The organism is Gryllotalpicola sp. CP2-P1 (assembly GCF_057512245.1).
In genome coordinates, this window is sequence record NZ_JBLRDT010000023.1 from 1 (window position 1) to 22,771 (window position 22,771).

Here is a 22,771-nt window from a genome sequence, read left to right on the forward strand (position 1 = left end):
GTTCTACGACGGCGAGCGCATCCGGCGCCACGGCGCGATGCCGGCCGTGGTGCAGCAGACGCTCTTCGGGAACGGCTCGGTGCACAGCCTCGACGGCGCTGCGCACCGGCACCGCAAGGCCGCGTTCGTCGAGGTCGCGTATGAGGACGAGCAGGTCGAGCGCATGACACCTCTGCTCGAGCGGGAGTGGGCCGATGCTCTCGCCGCGTGGGCCGACGGGAGTCGGCGCAGCGCATACGATGCGGCGGTCGGCGCCTTCGGCCGGGCGAGCATGCAGTGGGCCGGGCTGCCCGGGACGCCGGCGGCCAAGACGCGGTGGGCGGCGCGCCTCGCGCAGATCGTCGACGGCTTCGGCTCGCCGTACTCCCCCGTGTACCTGCTCGCCGCAGCCAACCGGCGGTGGTCCGACCGGCACGCGCAGCGGCTGATCGAGGCCGTGCGGGCCGGGTCGCTCGACGCCGCCGAGGGCACGGCGCTGCACGAGTGGGCGAGCCATCGCGATGAGAACGGGCGACTGCTGCCTGCACGGCTCGCGGGCATCGAGCTGCAGAACAGCATCCGCCCGATGATCGCCGTCGCGCGGTTCGTCGCGTTCGCGGCGAAGGAGCTGCACGACCGCCCGGACTGGCGCGCGCGCATCGCCGCAGAGACCGCATCGCGTGGGTCGCTCACGGGTGGGCCGCTCGCGCGCGCGTTCGCGCAGGAGGTGCGGCGCACCGCCCCGTTCGTCCCGATGCTTCCCGGTTGGGCGACGGCCGACATCGAGCTCGACGGCGAGCGCCTTCCCGCCGGGCACCGCGTGCTCATCGACATCCTCGGCACCGACACCGACGACCGCTCGTGGCCGCGTGCCGCCGAGTTCGACCCCGCGCGATTCGAGGGCGCCGCCGACTACGAGTCCATCGAGACGTTCATTCCGCACGGCGGGGCGGATGTCCGCAGCGGCCACCGCTGCCCCGGCGAGAAGCTCGCGATCGCCGGGCTCTCGACGGCGATCGCGGCGCTGAGCGACCCGCGCGTCGTGATCCTCGACGAGGGGCTCGATGTGAACCGCCGGCGCCTGCCGACGAAGCCGCGCTCCGGCGGGCTGGTGCAGGCATCCGCTCGTTGTCCGTTTCACTGAATCGGTGCCGGGTACCGCTGAGCCATGAGCGATCAGCGCAGCTACAACGAGCAGAACTCCGACGACGACCAGAACATCCAGGGTGCGCCGAACAGCGGCTCGACCGATGCGGACACGGCGTCGGGCGGCTCGCCGGACTCGGGTGCGAATCCCGACAAGGTCGACCCCGACACGGGCACCGACGAAGACGACCAGCCTGTCGAGAACCCCTCGGGCGGCTGAGGCTTCAGGACGCGGGGCGCGGGGGCTACGTTGGTTGCATGACCGACGATGGCCCCCGCTTCTCGCGCTGGTTCCAGCGCTGGTGGGTCGCGCTCGTGGGCGGGGTGGTCGCAATCGGCGGCGGCGTGATCTACGAGGCGTCGGAGTGGACCATTCCTCGGGGTTCTGTGCAATACACCAGCTCCCCGCCTGCCGACTGGGCATTCGTCGCCGGCGGCGTCCCTGCGTTCCTCGTCCTCGAACGTGTCGGCCTGGGTCTCGTGATGGCCGGGCTCGTAGCCGTCATCGCGACGGTGGTGGTACGGCTCGTCAGGAGGCGACGTTCGTCATCAGCCGAAGCCTGACGTCGTATCTCACGCCGCAACCGCGCGCACTCGGCGCCTGCGGGCTGTGATGATCGCGGTCACGGGAACGGCGACCAGCGCGGCCAGGCTCGTCACGAAGAGCACATGGGGCCAGACAGTCTGAGCGTCGTCGCCCGGTGCGAACGTATCCGCGATATCCATGCCGAGGAAGACGCCGCTGTACCAGGCGGGAATGGCGCCCGCGGCGAGGATCCCGAGCAGAGTCGACGCCAGCGCGGGCGCCGTGATCCCGCCACGCAGGCCGATTGTGATCGCGAGGATCGCCAGGACGACGCCGATTCCGGCCATCACGAGATCGGCCGTGATGTCGAGCGCGACGTTCATGTCAGCTCGCGCGAGCCCGTCATAGATCTGCGACAGCGAATGGCCCGGAACGGCGGCCAACGGGTACAGCACCAGCGCATCCACGGCCATCAGAGCCGCATACGCCGTGACCAACACCACACCGATGGTGGCGACGATCGCGCGCACGCTCATGGCGCAAAGCTACAGGAACGCGGCAACTGGCACGTCAAAGCCCAGACGACGGACCCTGACGAAGTTCCCCACCACAAACGAAAAGACCCGCTCGAAAGCGGGTCTTTCACTCGGTCGCAACCGGTGCTGGGGTACCTGGACTCGAACCAAGAACAACTGAACCAGAATCAGCCGTGTTGCCAATTACACCATACCCCAATGGCCAGAACCGAAGCTCGGGCACAAGAGAACACTTTACCCGATGGAGCCGCCGTCTCTGAAATCGGGCACGCCCTGGGCGGGCCCCCCGAGCAGGTCGAGATGGATGGTGCGCGCGACCACGGCGCCCTCCCCCGCGGCGACCGCGATCTGCATCGGCTCGCGGGCCGTGACATCGCCTGCTGCGTAGAGCCCCGGCACCGTGGTGCGGAACCGAGCGTCGACCACGAGGCGGCCGAGCTCGTCGCGTGCGGCATCCGCTTCGGCGAGGAACGAGGCCTGCGGAATCCACTCGGGTCGCACGAAGCCGGCGTCGCGCGCGACGACGCGGCCGGACGCGAGCCGCACGCCCGTCATCACCGCCTTCTCGCCCTCGATCGCCGCGACGGGCTCGCGCTCGACGCGGATGCCCGCCGCCGTGAGCCGCTCCTCGTCGTCGCCGCCGAGGGCCGGGGCGAACACGATCAGATCGGGCGCCCAGTGCGCGATCTCGAGCGCACGCGCGGCGAGGTCGGGGCCGCTGCCGATCAGCGCGAGCGCCTGCCCGCTCTTCTCGTACGCGTCGCACTCGATGCACGAGTGCAATGCCGTGCCGTAGTAGGCGCGCAGGTTCTCGACGTCGGGCAGCACCTCGCTCAGCCCCGTGGCGACGAGCACCGCCCGCGGTCGCAGCTCGAGGTCGGGGTCGCCGCGCAGCCCCGAGACGGTCACGGTCAGGTCGGCGCCAACCGCCTCGACCCGTCCGTTCGTGTGCGCCGCGCCCGGGTAGGCGAGGAACTGCTCGCGCCCGATTTTCCGCAGCTCGAGCGGCGGGATCCCGTCGAGGCCGAGCGTGCCGTGCGAGCGCAGTGTCGGCGCGTGCCTGGGTCGATTGGTGTCGACCATGAGCACGCTGCGCCGCGCCCGCACGAGGTTGAGACCGGCGGTGAGCCCCGCCGGACCCGCCCCGATGATGACGACGTCAGGCTGCGAGTCGGTCATCGAGCTTCGTGAGACGGGCCAGCGTCTCCCCCTTGCCGAGGATCTCGAACGATTCGAAGAGCGGCGGCGAGACGCGGCGACCGGATGCCGCAACCCGCAGCGGCCCGAAGGCGACACGCGGCTTGAGGCCGAGGTTCTCGATCAGCTCGGCGCGCAGCGCGTCCTCGATGGCCGCGGTCTCCCACCTCTCGAGCGGCTCGAGGGCGGCGATCGAGGCCTTCAGCACCGTCGGTGCGACATCCGTGAGCGTTGCCAGCGCGTCGTCGTCATAGCCGAGGGACGCGGCGTCGGTGAAGAGGAAGCCGAGCATGCCGGGCGTCTCGCCGAGGAGCTGCACGCGCTCCTGCACGAGGGGCGCCGCCTTGAGCAGCACCTCGCGCTCGGCATCCGTCACGACCTCGCCGAACACGCCGGCCGCCTGCAGATACGGGATCGTGCGCTCGGCGAAGTCGGCGACGTCGAGCAGGCGGATGTGGTCGCCGTTGATCGACTCGGCCTTCTTCTGGTCGAAGCGCGCCGGGTTGGGGTTCACGTCGACGATGTCGAACTTCTCGACCAGCTCGGCCATCGAGAACACGTCGCGATCGGCGGAGTAGCCCCAGCCGAGCAGCGCCAGGTAGTTGTCGAGCCCCTCTGGGATGAATCCCCGGTCGCGATGGTGGAACAGGTTCGACTGCGGGTCGCGCTTCGAGAGCTTCTTGTTGCCCTCGCCGAGCACGCTCGGCATGTGACCGAAGCGCGGGATGAAGGTCGTGATGCCGAGATCGATGAGTGCGCGGTAGAGCGCGATCTGGCGCCCGGTGGAGGGCAGCAGATCCTCGCCGCGCAGCACGTGCGTGATCTGCATGATCGCGTCGTCGACGGGGTTCACGAGCGTGTAGAGCGGATGCCCGTTGGGCCGCACGATGACGAAGTCGCTGTTCGTGCCCGCCGGGAACGTGATCTCGCCGCGGATCAGGTCGTCGAAGGCGGTGTCCTCGTCGGGCACCCGCAGCCGGATGGCCGGCTCGCGGCCCTCGGCGCGGAACGCCGCCTTCTGCTCATCGGTGAGGTCGCGGTCGAAGTTGTCGTAGCCCTGCTCTTTGGGCCGGCCGTTCGCGGCGTTGCGCGCGTCGATCTCCTCGGCCGTCGAGAACGACTCGTAGGCATGGCCGGATGCCAGCAGCTTCGCGACCACGTCGCGGTAGATGTCATAGCGCTGCGACTGCCGGTACGGCGCGTGGGGGCCGCCGACATTGACGCCCTCGTCCCAGTCGATGCCGAGCCACGAGAGCCCGTCGAGGATCTGCTCGAAGCTCTCTTCGCTGTCGCGGGCGGCGTCGGTGTCTTCGATGCGGAAGATCAGCTTGCCGCCGGTGTGCCGCGCATACGCCCAGTTGAACAGGGCTGTGCGGATGAGACCCACGTGCGGGGTTCCGGTCGGCGAGGGGCAGAACCGCACCCGCACTTCGGCGCCGGTTGCGGTGGAGAACGGGTACGCGCGTGAGTCAGACATACGCCTGAAAGCTTACCGAGCCGGGGCTGGGGCTTCCGCGAGATCGAGGCGTGCGAGGTCGAGGGCGTGCAGGGTCTCTAGCGTGGCCGCGACAGCGGGCACCCGGCCCGCGCCCTCGGTCGTGACGACGTGGATCGTGCGCGAGTCGCCCTTGGCGGTCGAGCGCAGCACGATGCCGTCGGGCACGCGCGTGGAGGCGAGGGCCAGCGTCGGGACGAGGGCGATGCCGATGCCGGCATCCGCCATGCCGAGAACGGCCGAGAAGTTGTCGGTCTCGTACGCGATCGTGGGGGCGAAGCCCGCCGACTCGGTGACCTGCAGCAGGTGGCCGCGGCAGCGGGGGCAGCCCGCGATCCAGGTCTCGCCCGCCAGCTCGCTCATCGGCACCCGGTCGTGCACCGCCGCCGGGTGGGCCGCGGGCAGGGCGACGAGCATCTCGTCCTGCCAGAGCGAGTCGACCGTCAGCCCCTGCGCGCTCTCCTGGTGGGGGTCGACCCGGTCGCCGGGGTAGCTGAATGTGATCGCGACATCGACGGCTCCCGAGCGCACGGCCTCGACGGCCTCGGGCGGCTCGGCTTCGAGGTAGCTGACCGAGAGGCCGGGATGCGTCGCCGCCAGTTCCTTCACGAGCTTCGGCACGACGGTCGACGACGCCGTCGGGAAGCCCGCGAGTCGCACCCGGCCCGCGCGCAGCCCGCTCAGCTCGGCGAGCTCGCCCGCCGCCGCGTCGAACGCGTTCGTGATGGTGCGCGCGTGCCGGGCGAGCACCTCGCCGGCCTCGGTGAGGCGCACCGAGCGGCCCACGCGCTCGGCCAGCGGAAGGCCGAGCCTCTGCTCGGCGCGGCGCAGGTGCTGGCTGACCGCGGGCTGGCTGTAGCCGAGCGCCTCGGCCGCCGCCGTGATCGAGCCATGCTCGGCGATCGCACCGACGATGCGCAGCGTCTGCGCGTCGAGCTCGGGCAGTTCCGCGGCGGCCGTGAGTGTCATGCGGCCAGTCTAGCCGCTACATAACCCATCGTTATCGAATACATCGATCTCATGTTCTTGTGTGATGGGTTCGCTCGACCGAGCCTGGAGACATGATCGACACCCTCCGCGCCGAGTTCCCCGCCACGAGCGGGTACCTCGCCGCCTGCACCATGGGCCTGGTGCCTGCGCCGACCCGGCGCGCCATCAGCGCCGACCTCGAAGTCTGGGCCGCGGGGCTCACGAGCATGGGCGGCTATGACGCCATCGTGAACCGCGGGCGCGCGGCCTTCGCCCGGCTCGTGCACGTCGACCCGTCGCGCGTCGCGATCGGCTCGCAGGTGTCCGTGCAGGCATCCGTGATCGCGGCCGCCGCGCCCGACGGGGCCGAGGTGCTCTGTGTTCGCGGCGACTTCAGCTCGGTCGTGGCGCCGTTCGCTCAGCACGCGCACCGCGGCGTGAGCGTGCGCGAGGTGCCGCTCGAGGCGCTCGCCGACGCCGTCACCGAGGGCACCTGGCTCGTCGCGTTCTCGCTCGTGCAGTCGGCCACCGGCCGCATCGCCGACGTCGACGCCGTGCTGGATGCCGCCGGGCGCCACGGCGCCCGCACCCTCGTCGACCTCACCCAGGCGGCGGGTTGGCTCGACTTCGACGCGTCGCGCGCCGACGTGACCGTGACCCACGCCTACAAGTGGCTGTGCGCGCCCCGGGGCGTGAGTCTCATGACCCTCTCGCCGCGCATCGCGGCCGAACTGCGCCCCGTGCAGGCGGGGTGGTACGCCGGCGAGGACGTGTTCGACTCGTGCTACGGCGCCGACATCGCGCTCGCGACGGACGCGCGGCGCTTCGACGTCTCACCCGCCTGGCAGGCGTGGGTCGGGGCGGCAGAGTCTCTCGAGCTGTTCGCGGCGGAAGACCTCGACGCCGTGCGCAGCCATGACGTCGGGCTCGCCGACGAGCTGCGCGCGGCGCTCGGCCTGCCCGCGACCGGCTCGGCGATCGTGACCTGGGCGGACCCCGGCGGGCGCGACGTGCGGGCGATGACGGATGCCGGGCTCACGGTCTCGGGCAGGGCCGGCAACGCGCGCGTCGCCTTCCACGTGTGGAACGACGAGCGAGATGTGGCCCGGATCGTCGACGCCGTGAAGGTGCGGGCGATCGCCTAGGCCCGCTCGGCCCCCTTGACCGGGTTCCGCAGAATCCCGAGCCCCTCGATCTCGACCTCGACGGTGTCGCCGGCGACGATCGGCCCGACCCCGGCGGGCGTGCCGGTCATGATGACGTCGCCCGGCAGCAGCGTGAACGCCGCGGAGGCGTGCGCGATGATCGTCGGCACGTCGAAGATCAGATCGGAGATGTTGCCGTCCTGGCGGATCTCGCCGTTCACGCGCGTCTGGATCGCGGCGTCCGCCAGCTCGAACTCGGTCTCGATGACGGGGCCGAGCGGCGCGAAGGTGTCGAACCCCTTGGCGCGCGCCCACTGACCGTCGGCGACCTGCAGGTCGCGCGCCGAGACGTCGTTGCCGATCGTGTAGCCGAAGACGTACTCGAGCGCCTTCTCGGCCGGCACGTTCTTCGCGACCTTGCCGATGACGACGACGAGCTCACCCTCGTGCTCGACCCGGCTCGAAGCAGCGGGCAGCACGATGGGCTCGTTCGGCCCGATCACGGCCGTGTTCGGCTTGAGGAACAGCAGCGGCTCCGTCGGCGCGTCGCCGCCCGTGACGTTCTTCATCTCCTCGACGTGGTCGCGGTAGTTCTTGCCGACGCCCACGACCTTCGAACGCGGGATCACGGGGGCGACGAGGGTCACCTCGGTGATCTTGACCCGCTCGCCCGTCGGCTCATAGCCGGCGAACATGGGGTCGCCCTTGAGCAGAACCCACTCCTGCTCTTCTGGGTCGAGGATGCCGTAGCTGAGAACGCCCTCGTGCTGGAAGCGGCCGACCTTCATCGTGCGCCCTCCGGGTCCAGGCGGTAGAGCCAGCCGTGCGTGTCTTCGATGCGCCCGTACTGGATGTCGGTGAGCTCCTTGCGCAGCGACATCGCGAGCGAGTCGGCCTCGGCGAGCTCGGGCAGCTCGATGGTGAAGTCCTTCGCCTTGAGGCGCGCGATCGGGTTCACGACCGCGGCCGTGCCGCACGCGAACGCCTCGACGATGTCGCCGCTCGCGACGCCGTCGCGCCATTCGGCGAGCGAGACGGGGCGGCGCTCGATCGCGTGGCCGCGCTCTTCCGCGAGCTGCAGCAGCGAGTCCCGCGTGATGCCCTCGAGGATGCTGTCGGAGGCCGGCGTCACGAGCGTGCCGTCCTTCTTGACCAGCACGAGGTTCATGCCGCCGAGCTCTTCGAGATTGCCGTCCTGCAGGAAGAGCACCTGGTCGCAGCCTTCTGCGTACGCCTCTTGCTGGGGAAGCAGCGAGGCCGCGTAGTTGCCGCCGGTCTTCGCCGCACCGGTGCCGCCGTGGCCCGCGCGCGCGTAGTCGGTCGACAGCCAGATCGACACCGGCTGCACGCCGCCCTTGAAGTACGAGCCGGCGGGCGAGGCGATCACGAAGTAGTACACCTTGCGCGCCGCACGCACCCCGAGGAACGCCTCCGACGCGAACATGAACGGGCGCAGGTAGAGGCTCGTCTCGCCGCCCTCTGGAACCCAGGCGGCATCCGCCTGCACGAGGTTCTTCAGCGAGTCGAGGAAGACCGGAAGCGGCAGCTCGGGCAGCGCGAGGCGGCGCGCCGAGCGCTGCAGGCGCAGCCCGTTCTGGTCGGGCCGGAAGCTCCAGACGGACCCGTCGGCGTGGCGGTAGGCCTTGAGACCCTCGAAGATCTCCTGCGCGTAGTGCAGCACCGCCGCGGCCGGGTCGAGCGAGATCTTGGCGTACGGCTCGACGGCGGCGCGATGCCAGCCGCCGCGCTCGCTCCAGTGGATCTGGACCATGTGGTCCGTGAAGAACTGGCCGAAGCCCGGTGCGGCGAGGATCTCGGCGCGCTCGGCGTCGGACTTCGGCGTCGGGTTCGGCGTGAACGCGAACTGCAGCGGCGAGATGTCGGTGAGGGGAAGCGACAGGGACATGACTAAACCTTAAATGAGCGACTACTTGAGCAGACTGACGATCGAGTCACCGATCTCAGCGGTCGAGCGCGTGCCACCGCCTGAGCGGCTCGCGAGGTCGTGCTGCACGGCCGCGGTGACCTTGGCCGAGGCATCCGCCAGCCCCAAGTGGGAAAGCAGCAGCGCGACGGACAGGATGGCCGCCGTCGGATCCGCGAGCTGCTGACCCGCGATGTCGGGAGCGGAGCCGTGCACGGGCTCGAACATGCTGGGGAACGTGCCGTCGGGGTTGATGTTGCCCGAGGCCGCCAGCCCGATGCCGCCGCTGATTGCGCCGGCCAGGTCGGTGAGGATGTCGCCGAAGAGGTTGTCGGTGACGATGACGTCGAATCTAGCAGGGTCGGTGACCAGGAAGATGGTCGCCGCGTCGACGTGCAGGTAGTCGACCTCGACGTCGGGGAATTCCGCGGACACCTCGTCGACGATGCGGCGCCACAGCTTGCCTGCGAACACGAGCACGTTGGTCTTGTGCACCAGCGTCAGCTTCTTACGGCGAGCGGATGCCTGCGCGAAGGCGAACCGGACGACCCGTTCGACCCCGTAGGCGGTGTTGACGCTCACTTCGTTCGCAACCTCGTGCGGCGTGCCGATGCGGATGCTGCCGCCGTTGCCCACGTAGGGACCTTCTGTGCCCTCGCGCACCACGACGAAGTCGACCTCGCCGGGACTCTTCAGGGGGCTCTCGACCGTCGGGTAGACGACCGTCGGCCGCAGGTTCACGTAGTGGTCGAGCTCGAAGCGCAGCTTCAGCAGCAGGCCGCGCTCGATGTTCGCGTTCGCGAGCCGCGGGTCGTTGGGCTTGCCGCCGACGGCGCCGAGCAGGATGGCATCCGCCTGCTTGATCTCGTCGAACTCGGCAGCGGGCAGAACCTCGCCGTCTTCGAGGAAGCGGCCGGCGCCCAGCCGGTACTCGGTCTTGTCGAACGTGACGCCGCTGTCTGCCGTGACCGCATCGAGAACCTTCAGCGCTTCGGCGACGACCTCGGGGCCGATGCCATCCCCGGGAATGACGGCGAGCTTGATGTTCTGCGACGCGGCGTTGGGCATGCCCCCAGCCTATTTGGTCGCCCAGGCACTTCCGTCGGGCGCAGCGCTACAGCGCGAGCGCTCCGGTCACCAGGGTCTGCGTCTGGCCGCCGACCCAGATCGTGCGGTCATCGCCCGAGCCGTCGACCGTCACGTGCACGAGGCCGTCGCGGCCGAGCGCGTGGCCCTGCCCGGCGACGTACGAGCCTGTGACGCGCCCCGACTCGACGAGCCAGCGCGCAAGACCCGCGTTGAGCGAACCGGTCACCGGGTCCTCGACGACGCCGATCTGCGGAATGAACGCGCGCACCTCGATGAGGCGCTCGTCGCCTGCGCCGTTGTTGTCCATCGGGCTGTAGTGCGCGAAGGCCCCGATGCCGTGCTCGCCGAAGCCGGCCAGATTCGGCTCGATGGCGAGCAGCTCGTCGACGCTCGGCAGCTCGACCGCGAACCAGCCCGGCCCGTTGTCGACCCACTGCGATGACACGATCGCGGTGCGATCGATGCCGAGGGCGGCGGATGCCTCGGCGAGCGTCGCCTCGTCGACCGGGCCCGACCTCAGCAGCTCTGGCGCCGCGAACGCCAGCCCGTGCTCGTCGCGCCGCAGCGTCACGAGGCCGATGCCGCACTCCTGCACGACGACGCCCTCGCGCGCCGGCACCCCACCCGACTCGAGCCAGGCGTGCGCCGTGCCGAGGGTGGGGTGCCCCGCGAAGGGCAGCTCGCCGCCCGGGGTGAAGATGCGCACGCGGTAGTCCGCACCGCCGGCGCGGCCCGCGTCGGTCGGCGGCAGCAGGAACGTCGTCTCGGAGAGGTTCGTCCACGACGCGAACTGCTGCATCGCGACGTCGTCGAGGCCCTCGGCGTCGACGACCACCGCGACCGGGTTGCCGCTCAGCGGAGTGCGGCCGAAGACGTCGACCTCGACGTAGCGCCGCTGCTCAGGCATCCGCTCGGCCCCTACTCGGTGATGTCGATCTCGATCAGCTCTTCTGCGCTGATCGCCGCGGCGACCGACGAGAGGATCTCGGCGGGCACCGGCGAGTCGACCGTGAGCACCGAGAGCGCCTTGCCGCCCTCTTCGTCGCGCGCGATCTGCATGTTCGCGATGTTGATGTCGGCCTCGCCGAACGCCTTGCCATAGACCGCGACGATGCCGGGGCGGTCGGCGTAGACCATGACGACGTGGTGGTGCGCGAGCGGCACCTCGATCTCGTACTCGTTCAGCCCGATGATCTTCTCGACCATCTTCGTGCCCGAGAGGGTGCCCGCGACCGAGACGACGGTGCCGTCGGCGAGGATGCCCTTGAGGGTGGTCGTGTTGCGGTAGTCCTTCGACTCGTCCCCCGTCGTGAGGGTGACCTCGATGCCGCGCTGCTCGGCGAGCAGCGGAGCGTTCACATACGAGACCTTCTCGCTGACGATGTTGGTGAAGTAGCCCTTGAGCGCCGCGAGCTTGTAGACGCTCACGTCGTAGGCCGCGAGCTCGCCGCGCACATCGACGTCGAGGCGGGTGAGCGCCTCCTTCCCCGCGAGGCCCGCGAAGACCTGGCCGAGCTTCTCGACGAGCGCGATGCCGGGGCGCACGAACGGGTCGATGACACCGCCGGCGACGTTCACCGCGTCGGGAACGAGGTTGCCCTCGAGCGCGAGCTTCACCGAGCGGGCGACCGAGACGCCCGCCTTCTCCTGCGCCTCGTCGGTCGAGGCGCCGAGGTGCGGCGTGACGACGACGTTCGGCAGCGAGGTGAGCGCGTCGTCCTTCGGGGGCTCGCTCGTGAACACGTCGAGGCCCGCGCCCGCGATCACGTTGTTGCGCAGCGCCTCGGCCAGGGCCGCCTCATCGATCAGGCCGCCGCGGGCGACGTTCACGATGTAGGCCGTCGGCTTCATGAGCGCGAGCTGGGGGCCGGCGATCATGCCGGTCGTCTCGGGCGTCTTCGGCATGTGGATGGTGATGAAGTCGGATGCCTTCAACAGCTCGTCGAGGTCGAGGAGCTCGACCCCGAGCTGCTGCGCCCTCGCCGCCGTCACGTACGGGTCGTAGGCGACGACCTTGACCCCGAACGCCTGCAGGCGCTGGGTGATCAGAGTGCCGATGCGGCCGAGGCCGATGATGCCGACGGTCTTCTCGAAGAGCTCGGTGCCGGTGTACTTGGAGCGCTTCCACTCCCCCGCGTTGAGCGAGGCGTGCGCCGCCGGGATGTGGCGGGCGAGGCTCAGGATGTGGCCGATGGTGAGCTCGGCCGCAGAGATGATGTTGGAGGTCGGGGCGTTGACGACCATGACGCCGGCCTTGGTCGCGGCGGGAATCTCGACGTTGTCGAGGCCGACGCCCGCGCGGGCGATGACCTGCAGCTTCGGGGCGGCGGCGATCGCCTGCGCGTCCATCTTCGTGGCGGAGCGGATCAGCACCGCGTTCGCGTCGGCGAGCGCCGCGAGCAGAGCGGGTCGGTCGGTGCCGTCCACCTTGCGGATCTCGAAGTCGGGGCCGAGCGCCTCGACGGTTGCAGGGGACAGTTCTTCGGCGATCAGCACGACCGGTTTCGTCACGAGCGCATCTTTCCTACGGTGGCTTCAGTGGGCGTTGCGACCACCCTACCGGCGTTGAATCTGCCAGAGTGACGCCATGAGGCCGCTGCGCGCGCTGTTCCTGCGACTCACCGCGGGGCGGCTGACGCCGTGGGTCAAGCAGATCCCGACGGTCGTCACCTTCGCGGTCGCCCTGGTCGTTCTGCTGGCGACGCGGATGCCGGTGAGCTCCGGCGGCCTGCTGCTGGCCTCCGTCGTCATCGAGGTCGTCGCGACCATCGCGTCGTTCGCCCTGCCGTGGCGGCGCATCGACGCGTTCTGGAGCGTCCTCATCCCCTGCGCGGGCTTCGTGGCGATCGCGCTGCTGCGGCTCGCGACGGGCGGCGCGGAGTCGCCGTTCGGGGTGCTGCTGATCATTCCGACGATCTGGGTGGCGAGCGAGCCAGGCGCGTGGAATCCGCTCATCGCCGGCATCGGCACATGTTTCGCTCTGTTACTTCCGGAGTACCTCGACGGGTCCTCCGTCTCGCTCGGCGACGTCGCGCGTGACCTGCTGACCCCGTTCGTCTACATCGTCGCGGCGATCATCATCAACGAGATCGCGCGGCGCCTGCGCGAGGCCGGCGAGGAGCGCGACCGCGTCAAGGACGAGTTCCTCGGCCTCGTCTCGCACGAGCTGCGCAACCCGCTCACGAGCGTGCTCGGCTACCTCGAGCTGCTGCGCATGACCGGGGCGAACCTGAGCGACGAGCAGCGCGGCTTCGTCGACGTCGCCGAGCGCAACGCGCGCCGACTGCGGCACCTGGTGGGCGACCTGCTGACGACGGCGCAGGCGGGCGCGGGCGCCTTCACGCTGCAGACGACCCGGGTCGACCTGAACGAGGTGGTGCGGCAGGCGGTCGAGTCGGCGGAGCCGGTGGCCGAGGAAGCGCAGGTCGAACTGGTCGCCTCGCTCGCGGCATCCGTGCTGCTCGACGGCGACCCCGATCGCCTCGGGCAGGCGTGCGACAACCTGATCTCGAACGCGATCAAGTTCACGCCCGCGGGCGGGCGGGTCACGGTGTCGACGCAGGTGCGCTCGCAGGCGGGGCGAACGGATGCCCTGCTGTCGGTGCGCGACACGGGGGTGGGCATCCCGGCCGATGAGGTCGCGCACCTCTCCGAGCGGTTCTTCCGAGCCTCGACGGCGCAGGCGATCCCCGGCGTCGGGCTCGGCCTCACCGTCGTGCGGGCGATCGCGACGGCCCACGGCGGCCGCCTAGACATCGAGAGCGCCGAGGGTGAAGGGACCACCTTCACGCTGGTGCTGCCGGTGAGCTGATCGCGTGGCGTCTCGCCACGAGTGCTGCGTACCCGATGAACGAGAAGTGCCGTAACGGAGCTCTGCCGAAGCAATCGCCCGTTACGGCACTTCTCGGTGAAGACGGTGTGGTGCTTAGCGCGCGACCGAGCCGTCGACGTAGTCGTCGTCGCTGTTGGTGTTCCACGCGAACAGCGCGCGCAGCTCGCGGCCCGTCTTCTCGATCGGGTGCTGCTCGCCCTCGGCGCGCAGGCGCAGGAACTCGGGGGCACCCGCGTCCTGGTCGGCGATGAAGCGCGTGGCGAAGGTGCCGTCCTGGATGTCCGCGAGGACCTCCTTCATGTGCTCCTTGACCGAGGGGTCGATGACGCGCGGGCCGGAGACGTAGTCGCCGTACTCCGCCGTGTCGGAGACCGACCAGCGCTGCTTCGCGATGCCGCCCTCCCACATCAGGTCGACAATGAGCTTCAGCTCGTGCAGCACCTCGAAGTAGGCGATCTCGGGCTGGTAGCCCGCCTCGGTCAGCGTCTCGAAGCCGTACTGCACGAGGTGCGACACGCCGCCGCACAGCACCGACTGCTCGCCGAACAAGTCGGTCTCGGTCTCTTCCGTGAACGTGGTCTTGATCACGCCGGCGCGCGTGCCGCCGATGGCCTTGGCGTACGACTTCGCGATCTCCCAGGCCTGGCCGGAGGCATCCTGCTCGACCGCGATGATGTCGGGGATGCCGCGGCCGGCCACGAACTCGCGGCGCACGGTGTGGCCGGGAGCCTTCGGCGCGACCATGATCACGTCGATGCCCGCCGGCGCCTTGATGTAGCCGAAGCGGATGTTGAAGCCGTGGCCGAAGAGCAGCGCCTTGCCGTCGGCGAGGTTCGGCTCGACGTCCTCGGCGAAGAGGTGGCGCTGGTGCTGGTCGGGTGCGAGGATCACGATCACGTCGGCCCACTTCGTGGCCTCGGCGTTCGACTTCACCTCGAAGCCCGCCTCCTGCGCCTTCTGGATCGACTTCGACCCTTCGCGCAGCCCGATGACGACCTCGACGCCCGAGTCGCGCAGGTTCTGGGCGTGGGCGTGCCCCTGCGAGCCGTAGCCGATGACCGCGACCTTCTTGCCCTGGATGATGCTGAGGTCGGCGTCGTTGTCGTAGTAGATCTCTGCCATGTTCTTTCTCTTTCGAATCGTTAGGACTTGAAGACGCGGTCGGTGATGGACTTGGACCCCCGGCCGATCGCGAGCATGCCGGACTGCGCGAGCTCCTTGATGCCGAAGGGCTCGAGGATGCGCAGCAGGGCCTGGATCTTGCCGGAATCCCCCGTCGCCTCGACGACGAGCGCGTCCGTGGCCACGTCGACGACGCGGGCGCGGAACAGGTTCACCGCCTCGAGCACCTGCGAGCGGGTCGTGGCGTCGACGCGCACCTTCACGAGCAGGTGCTCGCGCTGCACGGACTGCGCGGGGTCGAGCTCGACGATCTTGATCACGTTGATCAGCTTGTTGAGCTGCTTCGTGACCTGCTCGAGCGGCAGCTCCTCGACATCGACCACCACGGTGATGCGCGAGAGCCCCTCGACCTCGGTCGTGCCGACCGCGAGCGAGTTGATGTTGAAGCCGCGGCGGGCGAAGAGCCCGGCGACCCTGGTCAGCAGACCGGGCTTGTCTTCGACGAGGAGGGACAGGACGTGGGTGCTCATGGCTTACTCCTCCCCCCAGCTCGGGCTGTGGTCCCTGGCGTACTGCACATAGCTGTTGCTGACCCCCTGGGGAACCATGGGCCACACCATCGCGTCGGCCGAGACCACGAAGTCGATGACCACGGGGCGGTCGTTCGTCTCGAGCGCCAGCTTGATCGCGGCGTCGACCTCTTCGGGCTTCTCGACGCGGATGCCGAGGGCGCCGTATGCCTCCGCGAGCTTCACGAAGTCGGGGATGTGCCGCGAGCCGTGGCCCGTGTGCAGCTCGCTCTGCGAGTAGCGCCCGTCGTAGAACAGGGTCTGCCACTGCTTGATCATGCCGAGCGAGGAGTTGTTGATGATCGCGACCTTGATCGGGATGTCGTTGATCGCGCAGGTGACGAGCTCCTGGTTGGTCATCTGGAAGCAGCCGTCGCCGTCGATCGACCACACCACGCGGTCGGGCTGGGCGACCTTCGCGCCCATGGCCGCGGGCACCGAATACCCCATGGTCCCGGCGCCGCCCGAGTTCAGCCACGCGTTCGGGCGCTCGTAGGAGATGAACTGCGCCGACCACATCTGGTGCTGGCCGACCCCCGCGACGTAGACGCCCTCGGGCCCGGTGAGCTCGCCGATGCGCTGGATGACGTGCTGCGGCGCGAGCAAACCGTCGCTCGGCGGCGTGTAGCCGAGCGGGAACTCCTTCTGCAGCCCCTCGAGGCGCCCCCACCACTCGCCGAGCTCCGGCCGCGTCTCGACCGTCGCCGTCTTGTAGGCGGCGGTCAGGTCGGGCAGCACTTCGGCGAGGTCCCCGACGATCGGCACGTCGGCGATGCGGATCTTCGAGATCTCGGCAGGGTCGACGTCGACATGCACGACCTTCGCTCCGGGGGCGAAGTCGCTCACCTTCCCCGTGACGCGGTCGTCAAAGCGCGCCCCGAGGGCGACGATGAGATCGGATTCCTGCAGGGCGAGCACCGCGGGCACGGTGCCGTGCATTCCGGGCATCCCCAGGTGCTGGCGGTGCGAGTCGGGGAACGCCCCGCGCGCCATCAGGGTGGTCACGACGGGCGCGCCCGAGCTCTCGGCGAACTCGAGGAGCTGCGCGGATGCCTTCGCCCGCACGACCCCGCCGCCGACGTACAGCACGGGCCGCTTCGCCTCGGCGAGCAGCTGGGCCGCCGCCTGAATCTGCTTGCCGTGCGCCTTCGTCACGGGGCGGTAGCCCGGCAGCTCGACCTTGGGCGGCCAGCTGAACTCCATGAGGTCCTGCTGCGCGTCCTTGGTGATGTCGACGAGCACCGGCCCCGGGCGGCCGGTCGCGGCGATGTGGTACGCCGCCGCGATCGCGCCGGGGATCTCGTCGGCGGTCTTGACCAGGAACGAGTGCTTCGTGATCGGCATGGTGATGCCGACGATGTCGGCCTCTTGGAAGGCATCCGTGCCCATCAGCGTCGAGAACACCTGGCCGGTGATCGCGAGCAGCGGGACGGAGTCCATGTAGGCGTCGGCGATCGCCGTGACGAGGTTCGTCGCGCCGGGCCCCGAGGTCGCGATCGCGACGCCGACCTTTCCGCTCGCCGCGGCGTAGCCCTCGGCGGCATGGCCGGCGCCCTGCTCGTGGCGGACCAGGATGTGGCGCACGGCGTTCTGCGCCATGAGCTCGTCATAGAGCGGAAGGACGGCGCCGCCTGGCAGCCCGAAGACGTCGGTGACGCCGAGCTTCTCGAGGGTGCGCAAAATGGCCGCCGAGCCGGTGATCCGCTCGGGTCCTGCCGGCGCAGGCGCGGAGGGTCGCGGCGTCGGCACGGGTCGTGAATCCGTGGGCATGGAGAGAGTCCCTTAGCTGGGTCGGTGATCTGGTGAGGTCGCGGCTACCCCGTGACCGCGCCCTCCGCAGCGGAGCGCACGAGCTTGGAGTACTTCGCGAGAACGCCACGGGTATAGCGCGGAGGAAGCGGGGCCCAGCCGTCGCGGCGAGCCTCCAGCTCAGCTTCGTCGACGAGTAGGTCGAGGGAGCGAGCAGCGATATCGACCCGAATCAGATCACCATCGCGCACGAATGCGATCGGACCTGCGTCGACCGCTTCGGGAGCTATGTGGCCGATGCACAGGCCGGTTGTGCCGCCTGAGAATCGCCCGTCCGTCAAGAGTAGTACATCTTTTCCGAGGCCCGCGCCCTTGATGGCGGCGGTGATCGCGAGCATCTCACGCATGCCGGGGCCGCCCTTGGGGCCCTCGTAGCGGATGACGACGACGTCGCCGTGCTTGATCTCGCCGTTGGTCAGCGCGTCCATGGCGGCGCGCTCGCGCTCGAACACGCGCGCGGGGCCCTCGAAGACCTCGAGGTCGAAGCCGGCGGTCTTCACGACCGCACCCTCGGGGGCGAACGACCCCTTGAGGATGGTCAGGCCACCCGTCGGGTGGATGGGGTTGTCGAGCGTGCGCAGCACCTCGCCGTCGAGGGCGGGCGGGTTGATGTCGGCGAGGTTCTCGGCGACGGTCTTGCCCGTGACGGTGAGCGCGTCACCGTGCAGCAGGCCCGCGTCGAGCAGCGCCTTCATGAGCACGGGGATGCCGCCCATGCGGTCGACGTCGTTCATCACGTAGCGGCCGAAGGGCTTGAGATCGCCGAGGTGCGGCACCCTGTCGCCGATGCGGTTGAAGTCGTCGAGCGTGAGCGGCACGTCGGCCTCGTTCGCGATCGCCAGCAGGTGCAGCACGACGTTGGTCGAGCCGCCGAGCGCCATCGCGACCGTGATGGCGTTCTCGAAGGCGTCCCTGGTCAGGATCTGGCGCGCCGTGATGCCCTTCTGCAGCAGGCCGACGACGGCCTCGCCCGAGCGGTGCGCGTAGTAGTCGCGGCGGCGGTCGGCCGAGGGCGGCGAGGCCGAGCCCGGCACCGACAGGCCCAGCGCCTCGGCGACGGAGGCCATGGTGTTCGCGGTGTACATGCCGCCGCAGGCGCCCTCACCGGGGGCGAACGCGCACTCGATGCGCTCGGCGTCCTCGAGGCTCATGGTGCCGGCCTTGACGCCGCCGACCGCCTCGAAGGAGTCGATGATCGTGATGTCCTTCTCGGTGCCGTCGGAGAGGCGCACCCAGCCCGGTGCGATCGAGCCGGCGTACAGGAAGACGGACGCCAGGTCGAGGCGGGCGGCCGCCATGAGCATGCCCGGAATCGACTTGTCGCAGCCGGCGAGCAGCACCGAGCCGTCGAGGCGCTCGGCCATCATCACGGTCTCGACGCTGTCGGCGATGACCTCGCGCGAGACGAGCGAGAAGTGCATGCCCTCGTGACCCATCGAGATGCCGTCGGAGACCGAGACGGTGCCGAACTGCAGCGGGTAGCCGCCGCCGGCATGCACGCCTTCCTTGGCGGCCTGCGCGAGGCGGTCGAGCGAGAGGTTGCACGGCGTGATCTCGTTCCACGAGCTCGCAATGCCGATCTGGGGCTTGTCCCAGTCGGCGTCACCCATGCCGACGGCACGGAGCATGCCGCGGCTGGTGGTCGCTTCGATGCCGTCGGTGACGACTCGGCTGCGAGGTTTCACGTCGATCGCTGAAGAGATTTCCGCCATGTAACAACATTAGTGAGCCGTGAGGCGTCACAGAGACCGAGCGGATGCCCCGCGCACCGTCGCCAGCTCGGACAGCAGCGTCGCGAACGCCTCGACGTCGGCCACGCGCGCCGCCGCCGCCGTCGGCCCCTCGCCCACCTTCACTCCGAGGTCACCCTCGCCGAGCACGGCGAACGCGTCCTCGTCGGTGACGTCGTCGCCCGCGTAGAGCACGGCGACGGGGCCGCCCGCCTCGTCGGCGAGCAGCTCGCGCAGCATCCGCACGCCGTCGCCCTTGTTCACCGCGCGCACGCTGAACTCGACGATGTCCTTGCCGACCCTGGTGGTGAAGCCGCCGATGGCGTCCGCGGCTTCACGCGCGGCCCGCTGCAGCGGCGCCACGAGCTCGGTGCGCTCGACGAGGCGGGTGTGCACGCCGTAGCCGACCGGCTTGTGCTCGAGGCGTGCCCCCGGCACGGCGGTCACGAGCTCGATGAGGGCCGCCTCGAGCCGCGCCATCCGCGCGCGCTCGTCATCGCTGAGCTCGGCATCGGCGAGCCGGCCGCGAAGGGAGACCTCGACCCCGTGCGAGCCGATCAGCAGGGCATCCGGCCCGGCCCCGGTGAGCTGCGCGAGAGACGCGAGCGGGCGCCCCGAGACGAACGCGACCCAGGTCGCGGGCAGTGCGCCGAGGCGGGCGATCGCCTCGGCGGCCGCGGGTGTCACGCGCGACGTCGAGGGGTCGTCGACGAGCGGCGCGACGGTGCCGTCGAAGTCGAGGGCCACGAGCAGGCGCTCGGCGGCCGCGATGCTCTCGACACCCACGCGCTCAGTCCCCGTAGCCGAGCGGGGCGACGGTCCGCTTCGGAATGTCGAGGTGGTTCGCCGGGTCGTTGTGGTCCTCGCGGGTCAGCGCGTCGAGGAAGGTCGCGCTCCAGCGCTGCACGTCGTGGCTGAGTACGCGCTTGCGCAGGGCGCGCATGCGGCGGGTGCGCTCGCGCTGCGGCATGCGGATCGCGTGCACGATCGCCGACTTGAGCCCGTCGATGTCGTGCGGGTTCACGAGCAGCGCCTGGCGCAGCTCGTCGGAGGCCCCGGCGAACTCGGAGAGGATCAGCACCCCGTCCTGGTCGGTGCGGCTCGCGACGTATTCCTTGGCGACGAGGTTCATGCCGTCGCGCAGCGCCGTGACGAGCATGACGTCGGCGGCGAGATAGAGCGCGACCATCTCTTCCCGCGGGTAGCCCTGATGCAGGTAGTGGATGCCGGGGTGGCCGAGCTGCGAGAAGTCGCCGTTGATGCGGCTGACCATGATCTCGACCTCGTCGCGCAGCTGGGCGTAGGCGTCGACGCGCTCGCGGCTCGGGCTCGCGACCTGGACGAGCGCGACTTCCTCCGAGGTGAACGCGCCGTCTTCGAGCAGCTCGCCGAACGCCTTCATGCGGTGGCGGATGCCCTTCGTGTAGTCGAGCCGGTCGACGCCGAGCATCAGCACGCGCGGGTTGCCGAGTTCCTCGCGGATCTCGCGGGCGCGCGCCCGGATCTGCGGGTCGGCGGCGAGCTTCTGGTACTCCTGCGCGTCGATCGAGATCGGGAACGGGCGCGCGAGCACCGTTCTGATCGGATGCCCGCGGCGGCCGGTCGCGCGGTGGCGCACCGTCTGCTCGAGCTGCCCGTCCTCGAGGGGCACGTTGATGATGTTGCCGCGCGTCTCGAAGCCGTGCAGCCGGCGCACGGCCCTCGCGAAGTTCCCCGCATCGGCGACGCGCTGGAAGCCGACGACGTCTGCTCCGAGCAGCCCGTCGACGATCTGGCGGCGCCAAGGCAGCTGCGAGTAGATGCCATACGGGGGGAACGGGATGTGGTTGAAGAATCCGATGATCAGGTCGGGCCGGGCGTCGCGCAGCATCTTCGGCACCAGCTGCAGCTGGTAGTCGTGCACCCAGACGATCGCGTTCGGGGCGGCGACCTCGATGGCCGCGTCGGCGAAGCGCCGGTTGACCCGCTGGTACGCCTCCCACCACTCGCGGTGATAGCTCGGCGGCGAGATCACGTCGTGGTAGAGCGGCCACAGGGTGTCGTTGCTGAAGCCCTCGTAGTAGTCCTCGACCTCTTCGGCCGACAGCGGCACCGGAATGAGGTCGATGCCGTCGGCCTCGAACGGCTCGAAGTGCACGTCGGGCATGCCCGGCCAGCCGATCCACACGCCGTCGCGCTCGCGCATGACCGGCTCGAGGGCGGCCACCAGACCGCCGGGCGAGGTGCGCCAGACGGCGTCGTCCCCCTCACCCGAGACGTGGTCGACCGGCAGGCGGTTCGACACGATGACCAGTTCGTATTGCTCGCTCTCTGCGGATTTCACTGCGGAAATGCGGCACCTCCAGGCTCCTCGCCAGGCTATCAGGCGGCCACGAGCCGTCAGCGGACGGCCACCGGCCGTTCAGGCATCCGGCGTAGCCTTGGAGATCACATGATGCGCATCGGGATGAGCACGTCCTGCGTGTATCCGCTGCCGGTGGAGCACGGGTTCCGCCTTGCGCGCGAGGCCGGCTATGACGGCGTTGAGGTCATGGTCACCCGCGACGAGAAGACGCAGAGCACCGACGCCCTGCTGCGGCTCTCCGAGCGCTACGAGGCGCCGATCATGTCGATCCACGCGCCCGTCCTGCTGCTCACGCACTTCGTCTGGGGCCGCGACCCGCGGGTGAAGCTCGCCAAGAGCGCCGAGCTCGCGGCATCCGTCGGCGCCGCCACGGTCGTCGTCCACCCGCCGTTCCGCTGGCAGGCCGAGTACGCGGTCGACTTCCTGCAGATCGTGCGTGAGATCGCGACGGATGCCGGCGTGCAGATCGCCGTCGAGAACATGTTCCCGTGGAAGGCCGCGGGTCGTGCGATGAAGGCCTACATGCCCGGGTGGGATCCGACGCACTTCGACTGCGACGCCGTGACCCTCGACTTCTCGCACGCGGCGCTCTCGGGGCAGAGCAGCCTCGAGCTCGCCGCAGGCTTCGGGCAGCGGCTGCGCCATGTGCATCTGTGCGACGGCTCGGCGAGCAACGACGAAGGGCGCATCTTCGACGAGCACGCGCTGCCCGGCCGCGGCACGCAGCCCGTCGCCGAGGTGCTCGCGCTGCTCGCCGCGCAGAACTGGGACGGTGCGATCGTCGCCGAGGTGAACACGCGCAAGGCGCGCAGCGACGATGAGCGACTCGCCATGCTCGTCGAGACGCTGCAGTACGCCCGAGTCCACACCACGGCTAGCGTGAAGTCATGACTATCCGGAAGTACGTGCTGAGCCCTCGGCTGTACGCCTCGGCACTCGCGGTCCTGCCCGTCGTCAAGGCGACGAGGAAGCCGCAGCTCGGGCAGCGCTCGTGGGTGCTCTGGGCCGGGTGGGCCCTCGGGACCGCGGCCGCGCTGATCACGATCCGTGAGGAATCCGCACGGCGTGTCTCCACCGATCGCCGCTGAAAGCCCTCGAAAATTACAGGCATGTTATTCGGTCGCCGTAAGCATGCCGCCCCCGCTCCGGCCGCGGCTGCGCTGACCAGCGCCATGCAGGCGACCGCGCCCGCCGCCGTGCCCCAGCTCACCGACGAGCTCATCTTCGCCGCCGTGCAGCGCAGCCTGAACGACGTGTTCGGCGAGGCCGGCGACTGGACGGTCACGCGGCGCTCCCCCGGGCAGGACGACCTGATCTTCCACGACGTGCTCGTGCACTCGCTCGCGACCTCGGTGACGG

22 protein-coding genes, 1 tRNA gene and 1 pseudogene are annotated in these 22,771 nt (G+C 69.9%); 8 read left to right on the forward strand and 16 right to left on the reverse strand.

From position 1 onward, the window contains the following. From ACM2XV_RS03410 to ACM2XV_RS03420, 3 genes are all read left to right on the forward strand, one after another. On the forward strand, positions 1-1,123 hold a 1,123-nt coding region (locus ACM2XV_RS03410; RefSeq protein ID WP_487025964.1), incomplete at its 5' end, for a cytochrome P450. 24 nt (positions 1,124-1,147) lie between these two features. Then, positions 1,148-1,345 (forward strand): hypothetical protein, encoded by a 198-nt coding sequence (locus ACM2XV_RS03415; protein WP_344775381.1) that lies wholly within the window; start codon positions 1,148-1,150, stop codon positions 1,343-1,345. A gap of 38 nt (positions 1,346-1,383) precedes the next feature. Further along, positions 1,384-1,689, forward strand: coding sequence for a hypothetical protein (locus ACM2XV_RS03420; protein ID WP_344775379.1), 306 nt, complete (start codon positions 1,384-1,386; stop codon positions 1,687-1,689). A gap of 9 nt (positions 1,690-1,698) precedes the next feature. Here ACM2XV_RS03420 and ACM2XV_RS03425 read toward each other — a convergent pair whose 3' ends face one another. The 5 genes from ACM2XV_RS03425 to ACM2XV_RS03445 all read right to left on the reverse strand — a co-directional run bounded on the left by ACM2XV_RS03425 (position 1,699) and on the right by ACM2XV_RS03445 (position 5,848). Continuing rightward, the gene (locus tag ACM2XV_RS03425) at positions 1,699-2,187 is read right to left on the reverse strand and encodes a hypothetical protein (protein ID WP_487025965.1); all 489 of its coding nucleotides are present in this window, start codon (positions 2,185-2,187) and stop codon (positions 1,699-1,701) included. A gap of 126 nt (positions 2,188-2,313) precedes the next feature. Further along, positions 2,314-2,385: transfer RNA gene (locus ACM2XV_RS03430), tRNA-Gln, on the reverse strand. Positions 2,386-2,421: 36 nt separating this feature from the next. Further along, positions 2,422-3,366 carry an NAD(P)/FAD-dependent oxidoreductase gene (locus tag ACM2XV_RS03435; RefSeq protein WP_487025966.1) on the reverse strand — a complete coding sequence of 315 codons (945 nt, stop codon included), beginning with the start codon at positions 3,364-3,366 and terminating at the stop codon, positions 2,422-2,424. Beyond that, positions 3,347-4,861 carry a glutamate--tRNA ligase gene (gltX, locus tag ACM2XV_RS03440; protein ID WP_487025967.1) on the reverse strand — a complete coding sequence of 505 codons (1,515 nt, stop codon included), beginning with the start codon at positions 4,859-4,861 and terminating at the stop codon, positions 3,347-3,349. The genes ACM2XV_RS03435 and gltX overlap by 20 nt, the downstream gene beginning before the upstream one ends. 12 nt (positions 4,862-4,873) lie before the next feature. After that, positions 4,874-5,848: a LysR family transcriptional regulator gene (locus ACM2XV_RS03445; protein ID WP_487025968.1), complete on the reverse strand. Its 975-nt coding sequence runs from the start codon at positions 5,846-5,848 to the stop codon at positions 4,874-4,876. A 92-nt stretch (positions 5,849-5,940) separates the two neighbouring features. Here ACM2XV_RS03445 and ACM2XV_RS03450 point away from each other — a divergent pair, with 92 nt between their 5' ends. Then, positions 5,941-6,993, forward strand: a complete 1,053-nt coding sequence (locus tag ACM2XV_RS03450) for an aminotransferase class V-fold PLP-dependent enzyme (RefSeq protein WP_487025969.1) — start codon at positions 5,941-5,943, stop codon at positions 6,991-6,993. Here the strand turns inward: ACM2XV_RS03450 and ACM2XV_RS03455 are convergent. From ACM2XV_RS03455 to serA, 5 genes are read right to left on the reverse strand one after another with little or no spacing between them, the layout of a single operon-like run. Continuing rightward, on the reverse strand, positions 6,990-7,781 hold the full coding sequence (locus ACM2XV_RS03455) for a fumarylacetoacetate hydrolase family protein (RefSeq protein ID WP_487025970.1): 792 nt from the start codon (positions 7,779-7,781) through the stop codon (positions 6,990-6,992). The genes ACM2XV_RS03450 and ACM2XV_RS03455 overlap by 4 nt on opposite strands. Then, positions 7,778-8,899, reverse strand: coding sequence for a branched-chain amino acid aminotransferase (locus ACM2XV_RS03460; protein ID WP_487025971.1), 1,122 nt, complete (start codon positions 8,897-8,899; stop codon positions 7,778-7,780). Before ACM2XV_RS03460 ends, ACM2XV_RS03455 begins: the two co-directional genes overlap by 4 nt. A gap of 21 nt (positions 8,900-8,920) precedes the next feature. Continuing rightward, positions 8,921-9,985 carry a 3-isopropylmalate dehydrogenase gene (locus ACM2XV_RS03465; RefSeq protein ID WP_487025972.1) on the reverse strand — a complete coding sequence of 355 codons (1,065 nt, stop codon included), beginning with the start codon at positions 9,983-9,985 and terminating at the stop codon, positions 8,921-8,923. A gap of 46 nt (positions 9,986-10,031) precedes the next feature. Beyond that, a complete protein-coding gene (locus tag ACM2XV_RS03470; protein WP_487025973.1) occupies positions 10,032-10,913 on the reverse strand; it encodes a PhzF family phenazine biosynthesis protein in 882 nt (293 codons plus the stop codon). An 11-nt stretch (positions 10,914-10,924) separates the two neighbouring features. Continuing rightward, complete coding sequence (gene serA, locus ACM2XV_RS03475) at positions 10,925-12,517, reverse strand: phosphoglycerate dehydrogenase (protein WP_487025974.1); 1,593 nt, start codon at positions 12,515-12,517, stop codon at positions 10,925-10,927. Between the two features lie 76 nt (positions 12,518-12,593). On the opposite strand from serA, the gene ACM2XV_RS03480 reads away from it, so the two are divergent. After that, positions 12,594-13,817 carry a sensor histidine kinase gene (locus tag ACM2XV_RS03480; protein WP_487025975.1) on the forward strand — a complete coding sequence of 408 codons (1,224 nt, stop codon included), beginning with the start codon at positions 12,594-12,596 and terminating at the stop codon, positions 13,815-13,817. Between the two features lie 114 nt (positions 13,818-13,931). On the opposite strand, the gene ilvC is transcribed toward ACM2XV_RS03480, so the two are convergent. Genes ilvC through otsA form a run of 6 tightly spaced genes read right to left on the reverse strand, consistent with a single transcriptional unit; the run spans position 13,932 to position 21,391 of the window. Then, positions 13,932-14,960: a ketol-acid reductoisomerase gene (gene ilvC / locus ACM2XV_RS03485; protein WP_344774713.1), complete on the reverse strand. Its 1,029-nt coding sequence runs from the start codon at positions 14,958-14,960 to the stop codon at positions 13,932-13,934. Positions 14,961-14,980: 20 nt separating this feature from the next. Further along, positions 14,981-15,490 (reverse strand): acetolactate synthase small subunit, encoded by a 510-nt coding sequence (ilvN, locus tag ACM2XV_RS03490; protein WP_344774711.1) that lies wholly within the window; start codon positions 15,488-15,490, stop codon positions 14,981-14,983. A 3-nt stretch (positions 15,491-15,493) separates the two neighbouring features. After that, entirely contained in the window at positions 15,494-17,299 is a 1,806-nt protein-coding gene (locus tag ACM2XV_RS03495) for an acetolactate synthase large subunit (RefSeq protein WP_487025976.1), read from the reverse strand. Positions 17,300-17,343: 44 nt separating this feature from the next. Continuing rightward, on the reverse strand, positions 17,344-19,050 hold the full coding sequence (gene ilvD, locus ACM2XV_RS03500) for a dihydroxy-acid dehydratase (RefSeq protein ID WP_487025977.1): 1,707 nt from the start codon (positions 19,048-19,050) through the stop codon (positions 17,344-17,346). 27 nt (positions 19,051-19,077) lie between these two features. Beyond that, entirely contained in the window at positions 19,078-19,854 is a 777-nt protein-coding gene (otsB, locus tag ACM2XV_RS03505) for a trehalose-phosphatase (protein WP_487025978.1), read from the reverse strand. A gap of 4 nt (positions 19,855-19,858) precedes the next feature. Continuing rightward, positions 19,859-21,391, reverse strand: a complete 1,533-nt coding sequence (gene otsA, locus ACM2XV_RS03510) for an alpha,alpha-trehalose-phosphate synthase (UDP-forming) (protein ID WP_344774703.1) — start codon at positions 21,389-21,391, stop codon at positions 19,859-19,861. 108 nt (positions 21,392-21,499) lie between these two features. On the opposite strand from otsA, the gene ACM2XV_RS03515 reads away from it, so the two are divergent. From ACM2XV_RS03515 to ACM2XV_RS03525, 3 genes and pseudogenes are all read left to right on the forward strand, one after another. After that, positions 21,500-22,303 (forward strand): sugar phosphate isomerase/epimerase family protein, encoded by an 804-nt coding sequence (locus tag ACM2XV_RS03515; protein WP_487025979.1) that lies wholly within the window; start codon positions 21,500-21,502, stop codon positions 22,301-22,303. After that, the gene (locus ACM2XV_RS03520) at positions 22,300-22,500 is read left to right on the forward strand and encodes a hypothetical protein (protein ID WP_344774699.1); all 201 of its coding nucleotides are present in this window, start codon (positions 22,300-22,302) and stop codon (positions 22,498-22,500) included. The genes ACM2XV_RS03515 and ACM2XV_RS03520 overlap by 4 nt, the downstream gene beginning before the upstream one ends. Before the next feature lie 21 nt (positions 22,501-22,521). Next, a pseudogene (locus tag ACM2XV_RS03525) lies at positions 22,522-22,771 on the forward strand (hypothetical protein); the annotation flags it as partial.